Genomic DNA, 20,386 nt, shown 5'->3' on the forward strand with positions numbered 1-20,386 from the left:
CCGGTCGCGGCCAAAGCCGATCGCGGCCTTGGCGGCATCCGAGGCGCCCGCATTCGAGGTCATGATCAGGATCACATTGCGGAAATCGACCTGGCGGCCGTTATGGTCGGTCAGGCGGCCCGCATCCATGATCTGCAGCAGGATGTTGTAGACATCGGGATGCGCCTTTTCGATCTCGTCCAGCAGCAGCACGCAATGCGGGTGCTGGTCGACGCCATCGGTCAGCAGCCCGCCCTGATCAAAGCCGACATAGCCCGGAGGCGCGCCGATCAGCCGGCTGACCGCGTGTTTCTCCATGTATTCCGACATGTCAAAGCGCAGCAGCTCGACCCCCAGCGTGGTCGCCAGCTGTTTGGCGACCTCGGTCTTGCCGACGCCGGTCGGGCCCGCGAACAGATAGTTGCCGATGGGCTTTTCCGGCTCGCGCAGACCCGCACGCGCCAGCTTGATGGCCGAGGACAGCGCGTCGATCGCATTGTCCTGACCGAACACCACCCGCTTGAGCGAGGCCTCAAGATCGCGCAGCACCTCGGCATCGTTCTTGCTGACATTCTTGGGCGGAATGCGGGCGATCTTGGCCACGACGGCCTCGATCTCCTTGGGGCTGATGGTCTTGCGGCGCTTGCTTTCGGCGACCAGATGCTGGGCCGCGCCCGCCTCGTCGATCACGTCGATGGCGCTGTCGGGCAGCTTGCGGTCGTTGATATAGCGGCTGGCCAGTTCCACCGCCGATTTGATCGCGTCATTGGTATAGCGCAGGTCGTGATGCGCCTCGAAATGCGGCTTCAGCCCCATCAGGATCTTGATCGTGTCGGGGACCGAAGGCTCGTTCACGTCGATCTTCTGGAACCGGCGCGACAAGGCGCGGTCCTTTTCGAAATGCTGGCGGTATTCCTTGTAGGTCGTGGACCCCATGCAGCGCAGCTTGCCACCCGCCAGCGCCGGTTTCAGCAGGTTGGAGGCATCCATCGCCCCGCCCGAGGTCGCGCCCGCGCCGATCACGGTGTGGATCTCGTCGATGAACATGATCGCGTCGGGATGGGCCTCAAGTTCCTTGACGACCGCCTTCAGCCGTTCCTCGAAATCGCCGCGATAGCGGGTGCCGGCCAGCAGCGCCCCCATATCCAGCGAAAAGATCGTCGCACCGGCCAGCACCTCGGGCGTCTCGCCCCGCGTGATCTTCAGCGCCAGACCTTCCGCGATGGCGGTCTTGCCCACGCCGGGATCGCCGACCAGCAGCGGGTTGTTCTTGCGGCGGCGGCACAGGACCTGGATCGCGCGCTCGACCTCGGATTCGCGGCCGATCAGCGGGTCGACATCGCCCTTGCGGGATTTCGCGTTCAGATCGACGCAATATTTGCCAAGCGCGGTTTCCTCTTTGGGCTCCTGCGCAGGCTCTGCCTGTTTCTGCTCGACCGGTTCCTCGGCGCCCACGACCTTGCGGGGCTCGTTGAAGGACGGGTTCTTGGCCACGCCATGGGCGATGTAATTCACCGCGTCATAGCGGGTCATGTCCATTTCCTGCAGGAAATAGGCCGCGTTCGATTCGCGTTCGGCAAAGATCGCGACCAGCACATTGGCGCCGGTCACCTCCTGCCGCCCCGAGCTCTGGACATGGATGGCTGCGCGCTGGATCACGCGCTGGAAGGCCGCCGTCGGCACCGCCTCCGAGCCTTCGACATCGGTGATCAGGGTGGACAGGTCATCTTCGATGAAATCGACCAGCGTGCTGCGCAGCTCATCCAGATCCACATTGCAGGCGCGCATGACCTTGACCGCCTCGGGTTCCTCGGTCAGCGCCAGCAGCAGATGCTCCAGCGTTGCAAGTTCGTGTCGATGTTCGTTCGCCAGCGCAAGCGCCTGGTGAATGGCCTGTTCCAGAGAGGTCGAGAAACTTGGCACGGTCGTCTCCTGTCAGTCGGCTGGCGGTATGGGCTGCGTGGACCCACCTGCCCAGACTGTCATGATGTCTTTAAGATTTGGTGGATTTCGTCCGGCATCAAGAGGGAATTGCCCTTGCACCGCCGTTTTTCCCACGGATGAGGCAGATGTGATGCGCAGGCGGGCGTCTTTCAACCCCCCGGCGGGGTGGGGGCGATTTCACTTGGCTCATCCCTGAAAGCTGTCCTTCATGGCGCGCAGCCGCGCAAACACCGTGCTGGCGGGCGCATCAGACAGCTCCAGCTGGTCGCGCAGCGCCTCGATGCGCAGGAACGGGTTGGTGGCGCGCTCGACAGCCAATGTGGCGGGGGCGCAGGGCTCGCGCGCCTCGGCGATCGCCTCCAGCCGGTCGCGCAGGGCGGCATTGTCCGGATCGACCGACAGGGCAAAGGCGCCGTTGGCGGTGCAATAGTCATGGCCCGAACAGATCAGCGTCTCGTCGGGCAGGGCGGTCAGCCGCGACAGGCTGCCCCACATCATCGCGGCGTCCCCCTCGAACAGGCGCCCGCAGCCCAAGGCCATCAGGCTGTCGGCGGTAAAGGCATAGCCCGATTGCGCAAAGTGATAGGCCAGATGGCCGATCGTGTGGCCGGGCACGTCGATGATGCCGACCGGCTCGCCCAGCACCTCCAGCGGCTCACCGGGCATGACGCGCAGGTCCAGCGGCGGCAGGCGGTGGGCATCCGCCGCAGCCCCGATCACCCGCGCGCCGAACGCCGCCACCAGGTCCGGCACGCCCGCGATGTGATCATCATGGTGATGGGTCAGCAGGATCGCGTCCAGCCCCCAGCCGCGCGCCTCCAGCTCGGTCTGGATCGGGGCGGCCTCGGGGGCGTCGATCAGCACCGTCCCCGCCGGTCCATGCAGCAGATAGGCGTAATTGTCGCGCAGACAGCGCAGCGTGACCAGCTCCAGAGGGCGCGCATCCGGCCCGGCATCCTGCTGCGGCGCATCCTGCTGCGGCCCCTCATGCACTGGCATTGGCAAATCCCTCTCCTTGTGGTCTCGTGACCCTGTCAAATACCGGGCCGGGGCGCAATGCATCACGATATCGACCAGCTTCGACGGTTCTACTACCAGCGCGCCCTTGGCCGCGTGGTCCAGCGCATCCTGCGCGACCGGCTGACGCAGCGTTGGGCGCCTGCGGGCTGCACCGGCATGACGGTGGCGGGGTTCGGCTTTGCCGCGCCGATGCTGCGGCCCTATCTGCCCCATGCGCGGCGGGTGACGGCGCTGATGCCGGGCCAGCAGGGGGTGATGTCCTGGCCTGCGGGCCTGCCCAACCACTCGGTCCTGTGCGACGAGACCGCCTGGCCCATCGAGACTGGCAGCATCGACCGTCTCATCATGCTGCACGGCATCGAGACCAGCGAGCATCCGCGCGAATTGCTGGCCGAGGCCTGGCGCTGTCTGGGTCCGGGGGGGCGGGCGATGGTGATGGTGCCCAACCGCGCGGGCCTCTGGGCCGCGTCCGAGCAGACGCCCTTCGGCTATGGCCGCGCCTATACGGCAGGCCAGATCGAGGCGCAGATGCGGCGCGAGGGGTTTCAGCCCGAATGGCATGGCTCGGCGGTCTATATCCCGCCCTCGGACCGCCGCTTCTGGCTGCGCAGCGCCCAGTTCTGGGAGCGCACGGGCCTGCGCATCAGCCGGGTGCTGATCGCGGGGGTGGTGCTGGTCGAGCTGTCCAAGCAGACCCGCGCGCCGGTGGGGCCTGCGGTCAAGATCCGCGTGCCCAGCCCGCTGGAGATCCTGGACGGCGTCACCCGCCCGCAACCGGGCCGCGCCGCCACCTCACGCTGTCGCAGCGAGCGGTGAGGGGCAGGGTGCGGGAGCGGGTGGGCGCGGAACGAAAGCTCTGGCGCGTCCGGGGTGGCAGGCGCGAAGAGCCCAAAGTTGCTTTATTCGGAAGGGTGTTTAAGTTGGCTGAATGACGCGTTGAGAACGAGAAGAGAGCCAAAGACTATGGAAATAGTACTGGGTTCTCTCATCGAATGGATAGAGAAACGCTTCAAGAAACATAAGATTTTGAAACACTGCTTGGTGTTGTTGGTTTTTTCATTTGGATGCTGGTTGGCCTACATTGAGTGGGTAGCTCGGTGACCCCATTTAACTGCAGCTTCGTCCGCAAAGCTGCCCCTCGGCACTGCCCGCCTGCCCGACAATAGCCCAAGCGAAAACGCCCTCAAATCTGCCCGTCCGGAAACGACAGACGCGCAATCATCGGTCACGCCGAAAGCAGGCGGACCGCCAGCCAGCCCCCACATCCAGCAGGCGCCCCGACACCCGCGATGAATCACCGCCCCGACTCGCCTCCATCCGCCCCCGGACGCCGCCGTCCGGCGCCCCCTGCGACAGCCTGTCGCAGGGCGGAACCGCCGCACCAAGCCCTTGTCCGGCGCTATCATCCGCAGCTTTGCGGCATCATTGCCGGGCAGGCACGACCTTTGGCGCAAACGCTCGCATCTGCGTGTGCATGACGGTTGCCGGGCGCGGAAACTGCTGCTAGAGACGCCCTGAATTCTGGACGGCCCTCCAAAAGCCGTGCGACCGCGACCCGCACCCCGCGACTGACCAGGCAGCAGCCCGGCCCGCCAGTGGGGTTTGCGCAAACCGTAAAGGATGACCGTGGCCAACTCTGTTTCCATGTCCCACAGCATCGCCGGGCGTTATGCGCAGGCCGTCTTTGATATCGCGAGGGAAGAGGGTCAGATCGACACGCTTGCCCGCGAGACCGACGAACTGGCCGCCGCGCTGGACGACAGCCCCGAGCTGCGCGAGCTGATCTCCAGCCCGAAATACGCCCGCGACGATCAGGCCCGTGCCATCGGCGCGATTGCCGCCAGGATGGGCCTGTCGCCGGTGATGGCGAACACGCTGCAGCTGATGGCCCGCAACCGCCGCCTGTTCGTGCTGCCGCAGCTGGCCGCGCGTCTGGCCGAACTGATCGCGGTCGAACGCGGCGAGGTCACCGCCGATGTCACCAGCGCCATCGCGCTGACCGACGAACAGCAGGACCGCCTGAAGACCACGCTGGCCGAGAAATCCGGCAAGACCGTCAAACTGAACACGCGCGTCGATGAAACCCTCATCGGCGGCATGATTGTCAAGCTGGGCTCGCAGATGATCGACAGTTCGGTCCGCTCGAAGCTCAGCTCCCTCCAGAATGTCATGAAAGAGGTCGGATAATGGGAATCCAGGCTGCCGAAATTTCGGCGATCCTCAAGGAGCAGATCAAGAACTTCGGCCAGGACGCCGAAGTTGCCGAAGTTGGTCAGGTCCTGTCCGTCGGTGACGGCATCGCCCGCGTCTATGGTCTGGACAAGGTGCAGGCCGGCGAGATGGTCGAATTCCCCGGCGGAATTCGCGGCATGGTGCTGAACCTCGAAACCGACAACGTCGGTATCGTGATCTTCGGCGACGACCGCTCGATCAAGGAAGGCGACACCGTCAAGCGCACGCGCTCGATCGTGGACGTTCCGGTGGGCAAGGCCCTGCTGGGCCGCGTCGTGGACGGTCTCGGCAATCCGATCGACGGCAAAGGCCCCATCGAGACGACCGAGCGTCGCATCGCCGACATGAAGGCCCCCGGCATCATGCCGCGCAAATCGGTGCACGAGCCGATGGCGACCGGCCTGAAATCCGTCGACGCCATGATCCCGGTTGGCCGTGGCCAGCGCGAACTGATCATCGGTGACCGTCAGACCGGCAAGACCGCCATCGCGATGGACACGATCCTGAACCAGATGAGCTATAACGGCCGCGAGGCCGAGGGCATGAAGACCCTGCACTGCATCTATGTCGCGGTGGGTCAGAAACGCTCGACCGTGGCGCAGCTGGTCAAGAAGCTGGAAGAGACCGGCGCCATGGCCTATACGACCATCGTCGCCGCGACCGCCTCGGACCCGGCACCGATGCAGTTCCTGGCACCCTATTCCGGCACCGCAATCGGCGAATATTTCCGCGACAACGGCATGGACGCGCTGATCATCTATGACGATCTGTCCAAACAGGCCGTGGCCTATCGCCAGATGTCGCTGCTGCTGCGCCGCCCGCCCGGCCGCGAAGCCTATCCGGGCGACGTGTTCTATCTGCACTCGCGCCTGCTGGAGCGTTCGGCCAAGCTGAACGAGGCCAATGGCTCGGGCTCGCTGACCGCGCTGCCGATCATCGAAACCCAGGCGGGCGACGTGTCGGCCTATATCCCGACCAACGTGATCTCGATCACCGACGGCCAGATCTTCCTTGAAACGGAACTGTTCTTCCAGGGCGTCCGCCCGGCCGTGAACACCGGCCTGTCGGTGTCGCGTGTGGGCTCGGCCGCTCAGACCAAGGCGATGAAATCCGTCGCCGGTCCGGTCAAGCTGGAACTGGCGCAGTATCGCGAGATGGCGGCCTTCGCCCAGTTCGGTTCCGATCTGGACGCCGCGACCCAGCGCCTGCTGAACCGCGGTGCCCGCCTGACCGAGCTGATGAAACAGCCGCAATACCGCCCGCTGACCAATGCCGAGATCGTCATCGTGATCTATGCCGGCACCAAGGGCTATATCGACAGCGTCCCGGTCAAAGAGATCGTGGCCTGGGAAGACGGTCTGATCCAGTTCCTGCGCAGCCAGAAGACCGATCTTCTGGACGACATGACCCGCAACGACCGCAAGGTCAGCGGCGATCTGGAAAATGCGATCAAGGCGGTGCTGGACGAATACAACCGCACCCGCGCCTGAGGGGGGAATAGATGCCCAGTCTCAAGGATCTCAAGAACCGGATCGGCAGCGTCAAGAACACGCGCAAGATCACCAAGGCGATGCAGATGGTCGCCGCCGCCAAACTGCGCCGTGCGCAGGAGGCGGCGGTTGCCGCGCGCCCCTATGCCGACCGCATGGCGGCCGTCATGGCCGGTCTGACCGCGAATGCGGCAGGCCAGTCGGGCGCGCCGCGCCTGCTGGCGGGCACGGGCGACGATCAGCGTCACCTGCTGGTCGTGATGACGGCGGAACGCGGTCTGGCGGGGGGCTTCAACAGCTCGATCGTCAAGCTGGCGCGCGTTCATGCCGAACGGCTGCGCGGGCAGGGCAAGCAGGTCGCGATCCTGACGGTCGGCAAGAAGGGCCGCGAGCAGCTGAAACGCGAATACAGCAGCCTGTTCGTCCACCATGTCGACCTGTCCGAGGTCAAGCGCATGGGCTATGACACCGCCCGCGCGATCACCGACGACGTTCTGGCCCGCTTCGATCAGGGCGATTTCGACGTGGCGACGATCTTCTACAACCGCTTTGAATCGGTGATCAGCCAGATCCCGACCGCGCGTCAGATCATCCCCGCCGAGGTGCCGCAGGACGCAGCGCCGGTGAACTCGCTCTATGAATACGAGCCGGGCGAAGAAGAACTGCTGGCCGAACTGCTGCCGCGCTCCGTCGCGACGCAGATCTTTGCGGCGCTTCTGGAAAATGCGGCGTCCGAACAGGGCGCACGGATGAGTGCCATGGACAACGCCACGCGCAATGCGGGCGATATGATCGACCGTCTGACCACGCAGTACAACCGCTCGCGTCAGGCTGCGATCACCACGGAACTGATCGAGATCATCGCAGGCGCGGAGGCTCTGTAGGTCATGGCGCGGGCCACGCAGGCTGACACCACCGCCGATCGTCTGCGGGTCCGGTTCCTGACCGGGCCCGCCGACAGCGACGTGCTGTTCACCTTCGTGACCCTCGTGGCGAAGCAGGATCGCTATGACCGGCTGCTGGCCTCTGCCGAGGCCAGCGGGTTCACCCCCGAAAACAGCCAGTTCCTGGCGCTCGACAATCGCGGCGCCAACCGTTTCGACGGGTTCGACGCGATCCGCCGCGCGCTGTGCGAGGCACGGGGCCGCTATGTCGTCTTCTCGCATGACGATGTCGAGTTCATCACCGATGGCGCGGCCCAGCTTGAGGCCCGCCTGGATGAGCTGGAGCAGCACGATCCTCTGTGGCTGCTGGCCGGAAATGCCGGGGGTCTGGGCGATCAGATCGTCGCGCGTCATCTGGTTGATCCCCATGACAGCGACACCCGCGTCGATGGCCCGGTTCTGGTCGAATCGCTGGACGAGAATTTTTTCGTCATGCGGCGCGACCGTCCGGTCCTGAATTCCTGCGATCTGACGGGCTTTCATTTCTACGCCGCCGATCTGTGCCGCATGGCCGAGATCATGGGGGGCCGCAGCTATGTGATCCCCTTCCTGCTGCGCCATCACAGCCCCGGCGGGATTGATGCCAGCTTTGCGCCGAACCGGACCCGGTTCGAGCAGAAATACCGTCGCTATTTTCCGGGGCGCAAGCTTCAGCTGACAGTGACCGAGTTCAATTTCGGCCTTCGCGGACTTCGCGAAGGCTGGCGCGAAACGCCCAAAAGCCGTTGGGACTTTCTCGTCGATCATGTATACGCCCGGTCGGATGACAAGGGTGTCGGGAAATAATGCGGGGCCACAGGGCCGCACGGCCCACCCGCAACGAAAGCCAAGGAGTTCATTAGATGGCAGAATCAAAGGGCAAAATCACGCAGGTGATCGGTGCCGTCGTTGACGTCCAGTTCGAAGACCAGCTTCCCGCGATTCTGAACGCGCTGGTCACCCATAACAACGGCAAGAAGCTGGTGCTGGAAGTGGCCCAGCATCTGGGCGAAAACACCGTGCGCACCATCGCCATGGACGCGACCGAAGGTCTGGTCCGCGGCGAGGCCGTGTCGGACACCGGCAGCCCGATCATGGTGCCCGTGGGTGACGTGACGCTTGGCCGCATCCTCAACGTCGTGGGCGAGCCCGTCGACGAAGGCGCCGCACTTGCCGCCAGCGAGACCCGCGCCATCCACCAGCCCGCCCCCGACTTTGCGTCGCAGGCGACCAGCTCGGAAATCCTTGTGACCGGCATCAAGGTCATCGACCTGCTGGCGCCCTATTCCAAGGGCGGCAAGATCGGCCTGTTCGGCGGCGCCGGTGTGGGCAAGACGGTTCTGATCATGGAACTGATCAACAACATCGCCAAGGTGCACTCGGGCTATTCCGTGTTCGCCGGTGTGGGTGAGCGGACGCGTGAGGGCAACGACCTCTATCACGAGATGGTTGAATCGGGCGTGATCGTCCCCGACAATCTGGTCGATTCCAAAGTGGCGCTGGTTTACGGCCAGATGAACGAGCCGCCGGGCGCCCGCATGCGCGTCGCTCTGACCGGCCTGACGCTGGCCGAGCAGTTCCGCGACGCCTCGGGCACCGACGTTCTGTTCTTCGTGGACAACATCTTCCGCTTCACGCAGGCAGGCTCCGAAGTCTCGGCACTGCTGGGCCGGATCCCCTCCGCCGTGGGCTATCAGCCGACGCTGGCCACCGATATGGGCCAGATGCAGGAACGCATCACCTCGACCAAGAACGGCTCGATCACCTCGATCCAGGCCGTCTACGTCCCGGCCGATGACCTCACCGACCCTGCACCTGCCACGACCTTTGCCCACCTCGACGCCACGACCGTTCTGTCGCGCGCGATCTCGGAACTGGGCATCTACCCGGCCGTGGACCCGCTGGACAGTAACTCGCGCATTCTGGACCCGGCGGTTGTCGGCGAAGAGCATTATCAGGTGGCGCGCGACGTGCAGGGCATCCTGCAGAAATACAAGTCGCTGCAGGACATCATCGCGATTCTGGGCATGGACGAGCTGTCCGAAGAGGACAAGCTGACCGTGACCCGCGCGCGCAAGATCCAGCGCTTCCTGTCGCAGCCCTTCGACGTGGCCAAGGTCTTCACCGGCTCGGACGGCATTCAGGTGCCGCTGGAGAAAACCATCGCCTCGTTCAAGGCGGTCGTTGCGGGTGAATACGACCACCTGCCGGAATCGGCCTTCTACATGGTCGGCGACATCGAGGACGTGAAGGCCAAGGCGCAGCGCCTTGCCGCCGAAGCCGCGTAAGGGGGCGATATGGCCGATACGATGCAGTTCGACCTCGTGTCGCCGGAACGGAGCCTCGCCTCCGTTCCCGTGCGCGAGGTGCGCCTGCCGGGCAGCGATGGCGATCTGACCGCCATGCCCGGCCATGCGCCCGCGATCGTCACGCTGCGGCCCGGCATGGTGGTTCTGGTCGGCGCCGACGGCGCCACCAGCGAATTCGCCGTGACCGGCGGCTTTGCCGAGATCAACGCCGATTCGGTCAGCCTGCTGGCCGAACGGGGCCATCCCCGCGCCGAGATCACGCAGGACGTCTATAACGACATGCTGGCCGAGGCCCGCCGCACCCATCGCCAGGCGGAATCGCGCCGCGAGCATGTCGGCGAAGAGGTCGTGACCGCCGCCGTCAAGCTGGTCGGCGACATGGTGGCGCTTGGCACCCATATCGGGCTGGACCCCAACCAGTCCACCGTTCCTGATTGAGCGTCTCGCTGCCGCACGAACCCAAACAGGAACAGCCCCGGACCCGTCCGGGGCTGTTCTTTTTGTGCAGGCCCGCGCCGACAGGCCCGGGGGAGAAGGATGAGTAAAATGTTCCGTTTCAGTTCCGGCGAGATCGGCGTCAGCCAGGGCGTCGTTCAGCTCGTGTCCGATTTCGATACCGGCGGCCCGCTCTGGACCGGCTCGGGCGAGCGCAGTGTCCGGCGCCATGTCCCCTTTCCCGAACGGTTCCTGACCTCGCCCGCGGTGCAGGTCGCCATGACCATGTGGGACATTGACGGCAGCACCAATCAGCGCGGCGATCTGTCGGTCGCCAATGTCACGCCGCTGGGATTCGATCTGGTCTTCAAGACCTGGGGCGACAGCCGGATCGCCCGGATGCGCGTCCAGTGGACCGCGATCGGCGCCGTGCCGGATGACGACGACTTCCTGCTCTGACCGCCGGGTTCAGGCCCGCTCCAGATTGACCCCGATCAGCCCGGCCACCTGACGCGGATGGGTCAGCGGCAGCATATGCGCCGCGCCCGGCACCGAGGCGCGCCCGACATCGGGCAGGCGCGCGGCCAGCACCTCGGCGATGGCGTGAATGACCGGCGGGCTGTTTGCCCCCGCAATCAGCAGCACCGGCGCATCCACCGCCTCCAGCCCGCCCTTGCGCAGGATATTGGCGTGATCCTCGCGCAGCGCGCCTGCGGTCGCCGCCACCAGCCCGATCTGGCGCCGCATCAGCGCCAGCGCTTCGGGGGACAGCCCCGCCACCCCGTCGCCGCCCCAGACCGACAGAAAGGCACGCACGGCCTCGTCCTCGCGGCCCTCTGCCAGCAGCGCCGCCAGCTGATCGTTCAGCACGTCCTGCAGGGTCGAGGGGGCGGCGGCGAACAGCACCGGCTCGATCAGGGTCAGGCTGCGGATCGCCTCGGGCGCGGCCACGGCAATGCGCAAGGCGACCGTCGCGCCGAAACTATGCCCGATCAGATCCACCGGCTGCGCGATCATCGCCGCCGCGATCCGGGTGACGGCGGTGTGGTAATCGGGGCTGTCCGGGCCGGGCTGCCAGTCGTCGCTGCGGCCATGCCCCGGCATGTCGAAGCCGCGCAGATCGACCGCCGCCTCGCCCGATGCCGCCAGCGCGCGGGCCACCGGCCCCCACGAGGCGCCGCTGCCCATCATGCAATGCAGCGCAAGGGCAGGGCGGTCGGGATCGCCCGGCCAGTGATGCAGGTGAATGCCGCTCACAGCTCGGCCAGATGCCGGTCCAGAAACTCCAGCCGGTCCTGTCCCCAGAACCGCTGCCCGCTCTCGCGCACGATATAGAAGGGCGTGCCAAAGACGCCCCCTGCCACCGCCTCTTCCAGATTGCGGCCATAGGTCTCGGCGCCGATGAACAGCCCCTTGTCGGCCAGCGCCGGGTCGAACCCATGCGCGCCCAGCAGATCGCGGATCACCGCATCCTCGCTGATGTCACGCTGTTCCGCCCAGACCGCACGCGTGATCGCGTGCACCAGCCCGCCCAGATCGCCGCCGCCCGCCTGTTGCGCGGCAATGATGGCATAGGACGAGGGCGCCATGTTCACCGGCCAATGCGCGGGCTTCAGGTTCAGGGCCATGCCCAGATGCGCGGCCCAACGCGGCAGCTCATGCGCGCGATACTCCATCCGGCTGGGATGGCGGTCCGCCGGGCGGGTGCCGCCTGTGCGGTCGAAAAGCTGCAGCACATCCAGCGGCTTGTAGGTCACAGTCGCGCCGTGGCGCTGCGCGATCGCTTCCAGCCGCGTGCCGGCCAGATAGCACCAGGGGCTGATCGTCGCCAGGTAATAGTCGATATGCGCCATGGGCTGTCCTTTCCGGGTTTGCCCCGAGGCTAGCGCGGTGCTAAGGCGACCGCAATCCGACGCAACCGCCAGAGGCCCACCCTGATGCCCGTCATGAGCGAACCCAAGCTGATCTCCGGTAATGCCAACCGACCGCTGGCCCAGGCCATCGCGCGCCGCATGTCCATGCATCGCGGCATGAATGTCAGCCTGCTGGACGCGCGGGTCGAGCGGTTCAACGATGCCGAGATCTTTGTCGAGGTCTACGAGAACGTCCGCGGCGAGGATATGTACATCATCCAGCCGACCTCGAACCCGGCCAATGACAACCTGATGGAACTGCTGATCATGGTCGATGCGCTGCGCCGGTCTTCGGCGGCGCGCATCACGGCGGTGATCCCCTATTTCGGCTATGCCCGTCAGGACCGCCGCGCCAAGGCCCGCACGCCGATCAGCGCCAAGCTGGTGGCGAACCTGCTGACCGAGGCGGGCGTGGACCGGGTGCTGACCATGGACCTGCATGCCGCGCAGATTCAGGGCTTTTTCGACATTCCGGTGGACAACCTCTATGCCGCGCCGATCTTTGGTCTGGATGTGCAGCACCATTTCAAGGGCCGGATGAACGATCTGATGGTGGTCTCGCCCGATGTCGGCGGCGTGGCGCGGGCGCGCGAACTGGCGACCCGGATCGGTGCGCCGCTGTCGATCGTGGACAAGCGCCGCGAGAAGGCGGGCGAGGTGGCCGAGATGACCGTCATCGGCGACGTCTCGGGCAAGACCTGCATTATCGTCGACGACATGTGCGACACGGCGGGTACGTTGTGCAAGGCGGCGCAGGTGCTGATGGACGAGGGCGCGACCGAGGTCCATGCCTATATCACCCATGGCGTGCTGTCCGGCCCCGCCGTCGAGCGGGTCAGCAAATCGGTGATGAAGTCGCTGGTCATCACCGATTCGATCCAGCCGACCGAGGCGGTGAAGAACGCGCCCAATATCCGCATCGTGCCGACCGCGCCGATGTTCGCGCAGGCGATCCTGAATATCTGGAACGGCACCTCGGTCAGCAGCCTGTTCGAGACGGATACCCTGCTGCCGATCTATGAGGGGCTCTATTCGACCGGCTGAGGTGCGGGCCGTGGGGGCGGATGCCTCCGGCGGGGATATTTGAGTGAAGAAGAAACAGGGGTGGGGTGCGGCGGTTTTTTCGTGGCACTTCAGGGCGGTGTACAGGCTGTGTACGCGCGGTGCACAGCCTGTGGCGGCCCGGTGCGGGCGGTTTTTACAGCGCCCGCCAGCCGATGTCGCGGCGGCAGAAGCCCTGCGGCCAGTCGATCGCATCGACCAGCGCATAGGCGCGCTGATGCGCCTCGGCCAGCGTCGCGCCGCGCCCGGTGCAGGCCAGAACACGACCGCCGGTGGCCAGGATGGCGCCGTCTTTCCTCGCGGTGCCGGCGTGGAAGGTCATCTGAGAACTTGTCTCAGGAAGATCTTTCAGGCCGTTGATGTGGCTGTATTTTTCGTAGGCGCCCGGATAGCCGTTTGCAGCCATCACGACGGTCAGCGCGTGGTCATCGGCCCAGGTGACGGCGGCCTCTGACAGCCGCCCTTCGGCGCAGGCCAGCAGCAGGTCCAGCGCCTGCGCCCCCAGCCGCATCATCAGCGCCTGACATTCCGGGTCACCGAAGCGGACATTGTATTCGACCAGCCGCGCCTCGCCGTTGTCGATCATCAGCCCGGCATATAGAACGCCTTGAAAAGGCATGTTTTTCCGAGCCATTTCCGCGATGGTGGGGCGCACGATCCGCGCCATCACCTGATCTTGCAGCGCAGGTGTCAGGACCGGGGCGGGGCTGTATGCGCCCATGCCGCCGGTGTTCGGCCCGGTGTCGCCGTCGCCCACCCGCTTGTGGTCCTGCGCGGTGCCGATCGCCAGACAATCGGTGCCGTCCGACAGGATGAAAAAGCTGGCCTCTTCGCCCGCCATGAACTCTTCGATCACGACCGACATCTCGCCGAATTCGCCGTCAAAAATTGCGTCGATGGCGGCATGGGCCTGCGCGATGGTCTCGGCCACGGTGACGCCTTTGCCAGCGGCCAGCCCGTCGGCCTTGACCACGATCGGGGCCCCCTGTGCGGTCACATGGTCGCGGGCCGGGGCCGCCTCGGTGAAGCGCGCCCAGGCGGCTGTCGGCGCCCCGCAGGCGTCGCAGATTTCCTTGGTGAAGGTCTTGGAGGCCTCCAGCTGGGCGGCGGCCTGGCTGGGGCCAAAGACCAGAAACCCCGCCTCCCGCAGCGCATCCGACACACCTGCAGCCAGCGGCGCCTCGGGGCCGACAATCACGAAATCTATGGCATTTTCCTGCGCGAATTCAAGCACATCTGCCCGTGACAGCACATCCAGATCGGCGCATTCGGCCAGGCCCGCGATGCCCGCATTGCCCGGCGCGACGATCAGCCGGTCGCATTTCGGGTTCTGCCGGACGGCCCACGCCAGCGCATGCTCGCGCCCTCCGCCACCCAGGATCAGGATATTCATCTGCCGCCCTTTCGCTTGGTCTTGCGGCGTTCTAGTCTGCCCCGCGAAAGGGAACAAGCCGCATGGACCTTCTGGACGACGCGCCCCAGCCGGGCAGCAACGCGCATGAATTCACCGTCTCCGAACTGTCGGGGGCGCTGAAGCGCAGCATCGAGGATCAGTTCGCCCGCGTCCGCGTGCGGGCCGAGATCGGACGCGTGTCGCGGCCCGGCTCGGGGCATCTCTATTTCGACCTCAAGGACGACCGCGCCGTGCTGGCCGCCGTGACCTGGAAGGGGCAGGCGGCCCGGCTGACCCAGCGCCCCGAAGAGGGGATGGAGGTCATCGCCACCGGGCGCCTGACGACCTTTCCGGGCCAGTCGAAATACCAGATGATCGTCGATCAGATCGAGCCTGCGGGGATCGGCGCGCTGATGGCGATGCTGGACAAGCGCCGCCGCGCGCTGGCCGCCGAGGGGCTGTTCGATGAGGCGCGCAAGCGTCCGCTGCCCTTTCTGCCGCGCGTGATCGGGGTGGTGACCTCGCCCTCGGGCGCGGTGATCCGCGACATCCTGCACCGGCTGCGCGACCGCTTTCCGGCCCGCGTGCTGATCTGGCCGGTGGCGGTGCAGGGTGCGGGCTGCGCGCCGCTGGTGGCCGCGGCGATCCGGGGCTTCAACGCGCTGCCCGAGGCGGGGGCGATCCCGCGCCCCGATCTGATCATCGTGGCGCGCGGCGGCGGCAGCCTGGAAGATATGTGGGGCTTCAACGAGGAAATCGTCGTGCGCGCCGCGGCGGACAGCGCCATCCCGCTGATCTCGGCCGTGGGCCACGAGACTGACACGACGCTGATCGACTTCGCCTCGGACCGCCGCGCCCCCACGCCGACCGCAGCCGCCGAGATGGCGGTCCCCGTGCGCGCCGATCTGATGGCCCGCCTGTCTGACACCGCCACAAGGATGGCGCGCGCCACCACGCAGACGGTCCAGCGCCCGCGCCAGCGGCTGCTGGATCTGGCCCGCGCGATGGGCCGCCCCACGGCGCTGACCGAAGGGCCGCGCCAGCGCCTCGATCTGTGGGGGGCACGGCTGGAACCGGCACTGCGGCAGGTGGTGGCCGCGCGGCGTCACCGGCTGGGCGCACGTCCGATCCCGGCGGCCACCCTGCGCCAGTTCACCCAAGGCAAACGCCACGGCCTCGACCGCGCCGCTGCACGGCTGGACAGCGCCTGTGCCCGCCGTCTGGACCGCCCGCGCGACCGGCTGACCCATCTGCAACAGCGCCTCGACAGCTCGCTGCGCCGCGTCACCACGACCACGCGCCGCGCCATCAGCCAGCAGCAGCTGCGGCTGACCGAGCTGAATGACCGGCTCGACGCCGCACTCCGCCGCGCTCAGGCGCAGCGGCACGAGGCGCTGATCCGGCTGGACCGCATGCGCCAGTCCCTCGGCCCCGATGAGACGCTCAAGCGCGGCTTTGTCATCCTGCGCGGGCCCGATGACAGCGTCATCACCACGCCGGAAGCCGCGGCCCGGTCGCCCCGGCTGGAGCTGCAATTCGCCGGCAACCGCCGACTTCCCGTCCGCCCGGACACCGCGCCTGAAAAACCAAGACGCCGCAAATCGCCCTCGCCCGAACAGAAAACCCTGATCTGAACCTGCTTTGGTCGCCAAATATCCCACGGGGCTGCCGAACGGGTCGCCACCGGTTCGAGAACCGTTCGGCGGCGGGGTGTGAAACCCCCGGTCCTCAGCCCTCTTTCGGGCGCATCACCAGCCAGATCAGCGCCCCGCCCGCCAGCACCAGAAACGGCAGCATCGCCAGATTGACCGCATTCCATCCGGCCTGAACCGAGCCCCCGGCGCAGTTCATCAGCCCGCCCGAGGACAGCGAGGCGACAAACACGCCGCCAAAGACGATGAAATCGTTCATCCCCTGCACGCGGCCCCGCTCTTCGGGGGCATGGGCGCGGGTCAGCATCGTGGTCGCGCCGATATAGCCGAAATTCCAGCCGATCCCCAGCAGCACCAGCGCCACGAAAAACTGCCCCAGCGCGACGCCTGACAGGGCCACGCCCCCGGCCAGCGCCAGAATCACCAGCCCCAGCCCGACGATGCGTTCAGGCCCAAAGCGCGCGATCAGATGGCCGGTCACAAAGCTGGGCGCGAACATGGCCAGCACATGCAGGCTGACGATATTGGCCGCGTCCGAGGGCGCATAGCCACAGCCCACCACCGCCAGCGGCGTCGAGGTCATGACCAGATTCATCAGCGCATAAGATACCATCCCGCAGATCACCGCGACAAGGATCGCGGGGGTTTTCAGGATCTCGGCCATGGGGCGGCCCTGCGCGCTGCCTGCGACCGGGCGCGGCGGGCGGGGAATGTCCAGAAAGGCAAACAGGAACGGCCCCAGCAGGTTCAGCCCGATCACCGCCATATAGGTGGCCAGAAACGGCACCGCCGTGATCCCGTCGGTGCCGCGCACGATGGCGGGGCCGATGATCGCGGCGGCCAGCCCGCCCGCCATGACCCAGCTGATCGCGCGGGGGGCATAGTCCTCGGGCGCGGTGTCGGTGGCGGCAAAGCGGTAGAACCCCTGCGAGGACATGTAGATGCCGGTCAGCAGCGACCCGGCCATGAACAGCCAGAACGAACCCTGCCACAGGCCGATGGCGGCCACCGCCGCCCCAAGCGCCCCCGCCGTCACCGCCAGCAGAAAGCCCGCCTGACGCCCGCGCGCCTGCATGAAGCGCGCCAGCGGTCGGGCGGTCAGGGCCGAGCCCAGGATGATCATCGACAGCGGCAGCGTCGCAAGGCAGGGGTTCGGGGCCAGCATCTTGCCCGCCAGCCCGCCGACGATGAACATGATCGACATCTGGGCGCCCAGGATCGCCTGCGCCAGAACCAGAATCACGACATTGCGGCGCGCGCGCGCCAGCGACGCCGCGTCTTCCATCGCCGGACCGCTCATGGTGTCAGCCGCGCGGCAGGGCCGCAGCCACCCGCGCGCGATCCTCGATCGCCTGCCAGTTGCCTGCGGCGACATCGGCATCGGTCACGATCCAGCTGCCGCCGACGCAGACCACATTGGGCAGCGACAGATAGCTGCCCGCGTTCTGGGGCGTCACGCCGCCGGTCGGGCAAAAGCTGATGCGCGGCAGCGGGCCTGCCAGCGATTTCAGCGCAGGCGCGCCGCCCACCGCCTCGGCGGGGAAGAACTTCAGCATGTCGAACCCGGCATCCGCCGCGCCCATGATCTCGGACGCCGTCACGACCCCCGGCAGCAGCGGCAGCTCCAGATCGGCGCAGGCGTCGATCAGCCGGTCGGTCAGCCCCGGCGAGACGGCAAAGCTGGCCCCCGCATCCTTGGCGCGTTTCGCATCGTCCGGCGTCAGCACCGTGCCCGCGCCGACATGGCCGCCCGGCACCCCGCTCATGGCGCGGATCGCGTCCAGCGCCGCGTCGGACCGCAGCGTGACCTCCAGCACCGGCAGCCCGCCGGTGACCAGCGCGCGGGCCAGATCGGCGGCGCGCGCGGCATCGCGGATCACGATCACCGGGATGACGGGCGCCAGCTGGCACAGGGTTCTGGTCTGTTGCGACTGCATCTGCGGGGTCATGGCGCACCTTCCAAGGGAAAAATTCGCCCCGAACCTGAACCCAAGCCCGTGGCGATGCAAGGGAAAGACGCGCGGCGCGTGCAAGCCTGTTACCGCTATCTGCACGATTGCCACAGCGATTGTGCTTGCATCCCGCCCGCGGCGGGGCTAATGCGCGCTCACTTCACAGGCAGGGGAGGGCCCTTGCGGGAGACATCCGCAAAAGGTCCACCGGTTGGGGCATTCGCCCTGAGACCCCCTGCCAAGGCGCAAACCGGAAAGGAAACACGCGATGGCGCTTCCCGAATTCACGCTGCGTCAGCTTTTGGAAGCTGGCGTTCACTATGGTCACCAGACCCAACGCTGGAACCCCCGCATGGGCGAGTTCATCTATGGTGACCGCAACGGCATTCACATCCTCGACCTGACGCAGACGCTGCCCATGCTGGACGCGGCGCTGCAGGTCATCCGCGACACCGTCGCCAAGGGCGGCCGCGTGCTGTTCGTCGGCACCAAGCGTCAGGCGCAGCGCGCCGTCGCCGAAGCCGCCGAGAAATCCGCGCAGTTCTACATGAACCACCGTTGGCTGGGCGGCACGCTGACCAACTGGAAGACCGTCAGCCAGTCGATCAACCGCCTGAAAGCCATCGACGAGACGATGGCCGGTGGCGCCGAGGGCCTGACCAAGAAAGAGCGCCTGCAGCTTGAGCGCGAGCAGACCAAACTGCAAGCCTCGTTGGGCGGCATCCGCGACATGGGCGGCCTTCCCGACCTGCTGTTCGTCATCGACGTGAACAAGGAAGATCTGGCCATTCTGGAAGCCAAGAAACTGGGCATTCCGGTCGTGGCTGTGGTCGACACCAACTGCTCGCCCGATGGCGTGGACTATATCATTCCGGGCAATGACGACGCCGCCCGCGCCATCGCGCTCTATTGCGATCTGGCCAGCCGTGCGGCCCTTGACGGGATGACCGCGCATATGGGTGCGTCGGGCGTCGATCTGGGCTCGCTGGCCGATGCGCCGGAAGAGTTGCTGGACGAAGAGCCCGCCGCCGAGCAGGCCGTCGAAGCCTGATCGCCTGCGAAAACTTCACGGAAATGTCGTCAGGCGGGGGTATGCCCCGCCTGACGCGTTGCACATAAGGAGACGGATATGGCAATCACCGCAGCGATGGTGAAAGAACTGCGCGAGATGACCGGCGCAGGCATGATGGACGCCAAGAAGGCCCTGACCGAGACCGAAGGCGACATGGACGCCGCCGTTGACTGGCTGCGCACCAAGGGCCTGTCGAAAGCCGCCAAGAAATCGGGCCGCGTGGCCGCCGAAGGTCTGGTTGCCGTCGCCGTCAAGGCGGGCAAGGGCGTCGCGGTCGAGGTGAACTCGGAGACCGATTTCGTCGGCAAGAACGAAGAATTCCAGGCGATGGTGCGCAAGATCGCGCAGGCCGCGCTTGAGGTCGATGATGTCGAGGCGCTGAAAGCCGCGCAGATCGACGGCAAGCCCGTGTCCGAGATCCTGACCGACGCGATCGCCAAGATCGGCGAGAACATGTCGCTGCGCCGCATGGTCGTCGTGACCGCGCCGACCGTTGTGCACTACGTCCACAATGCGGCGGCTGACGGCATGGGCAAGATCGGCGTGCTGGTCGGCCTCGACGGCGGCAATGACGAGATCGGTCGCCAGATCGCCATGCACGTGGCCGCGACCTCGCCCGCCTCGCTGGACGAGAAAGACCTCGACCCGGCGCTGGTCGATCGTGAAAAGCAGGTTCTGACCGAGCAGGCGCGTGAATCGGGCAAGCCCGAGGCCGTCATCGAGAAGATGATCGAAGGCCGGATGAAGAAGTTCTTTGAAGAGGTCACGCTGACCGGCCAGAAGTTCGTCATCAATCCCGACGTGACCGTCGCCGAAGCCGCCAAAGAGGCGGGCGCGACCATCGTGGGCTTTGCCCGCGTGGCCGTCGGTGAAGGCATCGAGAAGAAAGAGGAAGACTTTGCAGCCGAGGTTGCCAAGACCCTCAGCGGCGCCTGATCTTTCCGATCTTCGCGTGAACGCAATGCCAGCCCGCGGGCTGGCATTTTTCGTTTCGGACGTGAAAAAAAGTA

At 66.3% G+C, this 20,386-nt stretch carries 19 protein-coding genes; 12 read left to right on the forward strand and 7 right to left on the reverse strand.

What is annotated here, in order from left to right; all coding sequences use genetic code 11:
* Together ACK41U_RS04435 and gloB are read right to left on the reverse strand one after the other, a co-directional pair.
* A partial coding sequence (locus ACK41U_RS04435) for an AAA family ATPase (RefSeq protein WP_409676559.1) occupies positions 1-1,902 on the reverse strand: 1,902 nt, incomplete at its 3' end.
* A 207-nt stretch (positions 1,903-2,109) separates the two neighbouring features.
* Positions 2,110-2,922, reverse strand: a complete 813-nt coding sequence (gene gloB, locus ACK41U_RS04440) for a hydroxyacylglutathione hydrolase (RefSeq protein WP_409676562.1) — start codon at positions 2,920-2,922, stop codon at positions 2,110-2,112.
* 57 nt (positions 2,923-2,979) lie between these two features.
* On the opposite strand from gloB, the gene ACK41U_RS04445 reads away from it, so the two are divergent.
* The 8 genes from ACK41U_RS04445 (at position 2,980) to ACK41U_RS04480 (ending at position 10,791) form a co-directional block, all read left to right on the forward strand.
* On the forward strand, positions 2,980-3,759 hold the full coding sequence (locus ACK41U_RS04445) for a class I SAM-dependent methyltransferase (RefSeq protein ID WP_409676565.1): 780 nt from the start codon (positions 2,980-2,982) through the stop codon (positions 3,757-3,759).
* An 804-nt stretch (positions 3,760-4,563) separates the two neighbouring features.
* Entirely contained in the window at positions 4,564-5,130 is a 567-nt protein-coding gene (locus ACK41U_RS04450; protein WP_409676568.1) for a F0F1 ATP synthase subunit delta, read from the forward strand.
* Entirely contained in the window at positions 5,130-6,665 is a 1,536-nt protein-coding gene (gene atpA / locus ACK41U_RS04455; protein WP_409676571.1) for a F0F1 ATP synthase subunit alpha, read from the forward strand. The genes ACK41U_RS04450 and atpA overlap by 1 nt, the downstream gene beginning before the upstream one ends.
* An 11-nt stretch (positions 6,666-6,676) precedes the next feature.
* Positions 6,677-7,549 (forward strand): F0F1 ATP synthase subunit gamma, encoded by an 873-nt coding sequence (locus ACK41U_RS04460; RefSeq protein WP_409676573.1) that lies wholly within the window; start codon positions 6,677-6,679, stop codon positions 7,547-7,549.
* Between the two features lie 3 nt (positions 7,550-7,552).
* A complete protein-coding gene (locus ACK41U_RS04465; RefSeq protein WP_409676576.1) occupies positions 7,553-8,395 on the forward strand; it encodes a hypothetical protein in 843 nt (280 codons plus the stop codon).
* A gap of 56 nt (positions 8,396-8,451) precedes the next feature.
* Positions 8,452-9,876 carry a F0F1 ATP synthase subunit beta gene (gene atpD / locus ACK41U_RS04470; protein WP_409676579.1) on the forward strand — a complete coding sequence of 475 codons (1,425 nt, stop codon included), beginning with the start codon at positions 8,452-8,454 and terminating at the stop codon, positions 9,874-9,876.
* Between the two features lie 9 nt (positions 9,877-9,885).
* Entirely contained in the window at positions 9,886-10,335 is a 450-nt protein-coding gene (locus ACK41U_RS04475; protein WP_409676582.1) for a F0F1 ATP synthase subunit epsilon, read from the forward strand.
* Between the two features lie 108 nt (positions 10,336-10,443).
* On the forward strand, positions 10,444-10,791 hold the full coding sequence (locus tag ACK41U_RS04480; RefSeq protein ID WP_409676585.1) for an H-type lectin domain-containing protein: 348 nt from the start codon (positions 10,444-10,446) through the stop codon (positions 10,789-10,791).
* A gap of 9 nt (positions 10,792-10,800) precedes the next feature.
* On the opposite strand, the gene ACK41U_RS04485 is transcribed toward ACK41U_RS04480, so the two are convergent.
* Both ACK41U_RS04485 and ACK41U_RS04490 read right to left on the reverse strand, forming a co-directional pair.
* The gene (locus tag ACK41U_RS04485) at positions 10,801-11,589 is read right to left on the reverse strand and encodes an alpha/beta fold hydrolase (protein ID WP_409676588.1); all 789 of its coding nucleotides are present in this window, start codon (positions 11,587-11,589) and stop codon (positions 10,801-10,803) included.
* The gene (locus ACK41U_RS04490) at positions 11,586-12,185 is read right to left on the reverse strand and encodes a 2-hydroxychromene-2-carboxylate isomerase (RefSeq protein ID WP_409676591.1); all 600 of its coding nucleotides are present in this window, start codon (positions 12,183-12,185) and stop codon (positions 11,586-11,588) included. Before ACK41U_RS04490 ends, ACK41U_RS04485 begins: the two co-directional genes overlap by 4 nt.
* Positions 12,186-12,269: 84 nt before the next feature.
* Here ACK41U_RS04490 and ACK41U_RS04495 point away from each other — a divergent pair, with 84 nt between their 5' ends.
* The gene (locus tag ACK41U_RS04495; protein WP_409676593.1) at positions 12,270-13,289 is read left to right on the forward strand and encodes a ribose-phosphate pyrophosphokinase; all 1,020 of its coding nucleotides are present in this window, start codon (positions 12,270-12,272) and stop codon (positions 13,287-13,289) included.
* A 154-nt stretch (positions 13,290-13,443) separates the two neighbouring features.
* On the opposite strand, the gene purD is transcribed toward ACK41U_RS04495, so the two are convergent.
* A complete protein-coding gene (gene purD, locus ACK41U_RS04500; protein ID WP_409676596.1) occupies positions 13,444-14,700 on the reverse strand; it encodes a phosphoribosylamine--glycine ligase in 1,257 nt (418 codons plus the stop codon).
* Positions 14,701-14,762: 62 nt separating this feature from the next.
* Between purD and xseA the strand changes: the two genes are divergently transcribed.
* Entirely contained in the window at positions 14,763-16,334 is a 1,572-nt protein-coding gene (xseA, locus tag ACK41U_RS04505; RefSeq protein WP_409676599.1) for an exodeoxyribonuclease VII large subunit, read from the forward strand.
* A gap of 94 nt (positions 16,335-16,428) precedes the next feature.
* Here xseA and ACK41U_RS04510 read toward each other — a convergent pair whose 3' ends face one another.
* Positions 16,429-17,637, reverse strand: coding sequence for an MFS transporter (locus tag ACK41U_RS04510; RefSeq protein ID WP_409676837.1), 1,209 nt, complete (start codon positions 17,635-17,637; stop codon positions 16,429-16,431).
* A gap of 19 nt (positions 17,638-17,656) precedes the next feature.
* Entirely contained in the window at positions 17,657-18,301 is a 645-nt protein-coding gene (eda, locus tag ACK41U_RS04515) for a bifunctional 4-hydroxy-2-oxoglutarate aldolase/2-dehydro-3-deoxy-phosphogluconate aldolase (RefSeq protein WP_409676602.1), read from the reverse strand.
* 271 nt (positions 18,302-18,572) lie between these two features.
* On the opposite strand from eda, the gene rpsB reads away from it, so the two are divergent.
* The gene (rpsB, locus tag ACK41U_RS04520) at positions 18,573-19,355 is read left to right on the forward strand and encodes a 30S ribosomal protein S2 (RefSeq protein WP_409676605.1); all 783 of its coding nucleotides are present in this window, start codon (positions 18,573-18,575) and stop codon (positions 19,353-19,355) included.
* A gap of 78 nt (positions 19,356-19,433) precedes the next feature.
* Positions 19,434-20,312 carry a translation elongation factor Ts gene (gene tsf, locus ACK41U_RS04525; RefSeq protein WP_409676608.1) on the forward strand — a complete coding sequence of 293 codons (879 nt, stop codon included), beginning with the start codon at positions 19,434-19,436 and terminating at the stop codon, positions 20,310-20,312.
* Positions 20,313-20,386 lie beyond the last annotated feature (74 nt).

Origin of the sequence: Paracoccus sp. (in: a-proteobacteria), assembly GCF_046289755.1 — a bacterium.
GTDB lineage: Bacteria > Pseudomonadota > Alphaproteobacteria > Rhodobacterales > Rhodobacteraceae > Paracoccus.

Coding starts and splice junctions, on each gene's coding strand:
- ACK41U_RS04465 (WP_409676576.1), top strand. CDS start 7,553: ATGGCGCGGGCCACGCAGGCTGACACCACCGCCGATCGTCTGCGGGTC.
- ACK41U_RS04450 (WP_409676568.1), top strand. CDS start 4,564: ATGACCGTGGCCAACTCTGTTTCCATGTCCCACAGCATCGCCGGGCGT.
- ACK41U_RS04460 (WP_409676573.1), top strand. CDS start 6,677: ATGCCCAGTCTCAAGGATCTCAAGAACCGGATCGGCAGCGTCAAGAAC.
- atpA (WP_409676571.1), top strand. CDS start 5,130: ATGGGAATCCAGGCTGCCGAAATTTCGGCGATCCTCAAGGAGCAGATC.
- ACK41U_RS04475 (WP_409676582.1), top strand. CDS start 9,886: ATGGCCGATACGATGCAGTTCGACCTCGTGTCGCCGGAACGGAGCCTC.
- rpsB (WP_409676605.1), top strand. CDS start 18,573: ATGGCGCTTCCCGAATTCACGCTGCGTCAGCTTTTGGAAGCTGGCGTT.
- ACK41U_RS04445 (WP_409676565.1), top strand. CDS start 2,980: ATGCATCACGATATCGACCAGCTTCGACGGTTCTACTACCAGCGCGCC.
- purD (WP_409676596.1), bottom strand. CDS start 14,700: ATGAATATCCTGATCCTGGGTGGCGGAGGGCGCGAGCATGCGCTGGCG.
- eda (WP_409676602.1), bottom strand. CDS start 18,301: ATGACCCCGCAGATGCAGTCGCAACAGACCAGAACCCTGTGCCAGCTG.
- atpD (WP_409676579.1), top strand. CDS start 8,452: ATGGCAGAATCAAAGGGCAAAATCACGCAGGTGATCGGTGCCGTCGTT.
- tsf (WP_409676608.1), top strand. CDS start 19,434: ATGGCAATCACCGCAGCGATGGTGAAAGAACTGCGCGAGATGACCGGC.
- ACK41U_RS04480 (WP_409676585.1), top strand. CDS start 10,444: ATGTTCCGTTTCAGTTCCGGCGAGATCGGCGTCAGCCAGGGCGTCGTT.
- ACK41U_RS04495 (WP_409676593.1), top strand. CDS start 12,270: ATGCCCGTCATGAGCGAACCCAAGCTGATCTCCGGTAATGCCAACCGA.
- ACK41U_RS04510 (WP_409676837.1), bottom strand. CDS start 17,637: ATGGAAGACGCGGCGTCGCTGGCGCGCGCGCGCCGCAATGTCGTGATT.
- xseA (WP_409676599.1), top strand. CDS start 14,763: ATGGACCTTCTGGACGACGCGCCCCAGCCGGGCAGCAACGCGCATGAA.
- ACK41U_RS04490 (WP_409676591.1), bottom strand. CDS start 12,185: ATGGCGCATATCGACTATTACCTGGCGACGATCAGCCCCTGGTGCTAT.
- gloB (WP_409676562.1), bottom strand. CDS start 2,922: ATGCCAGTGCATGAGGGGCCGCAGCAGGATGCGCCGCAGCAGGATGCC.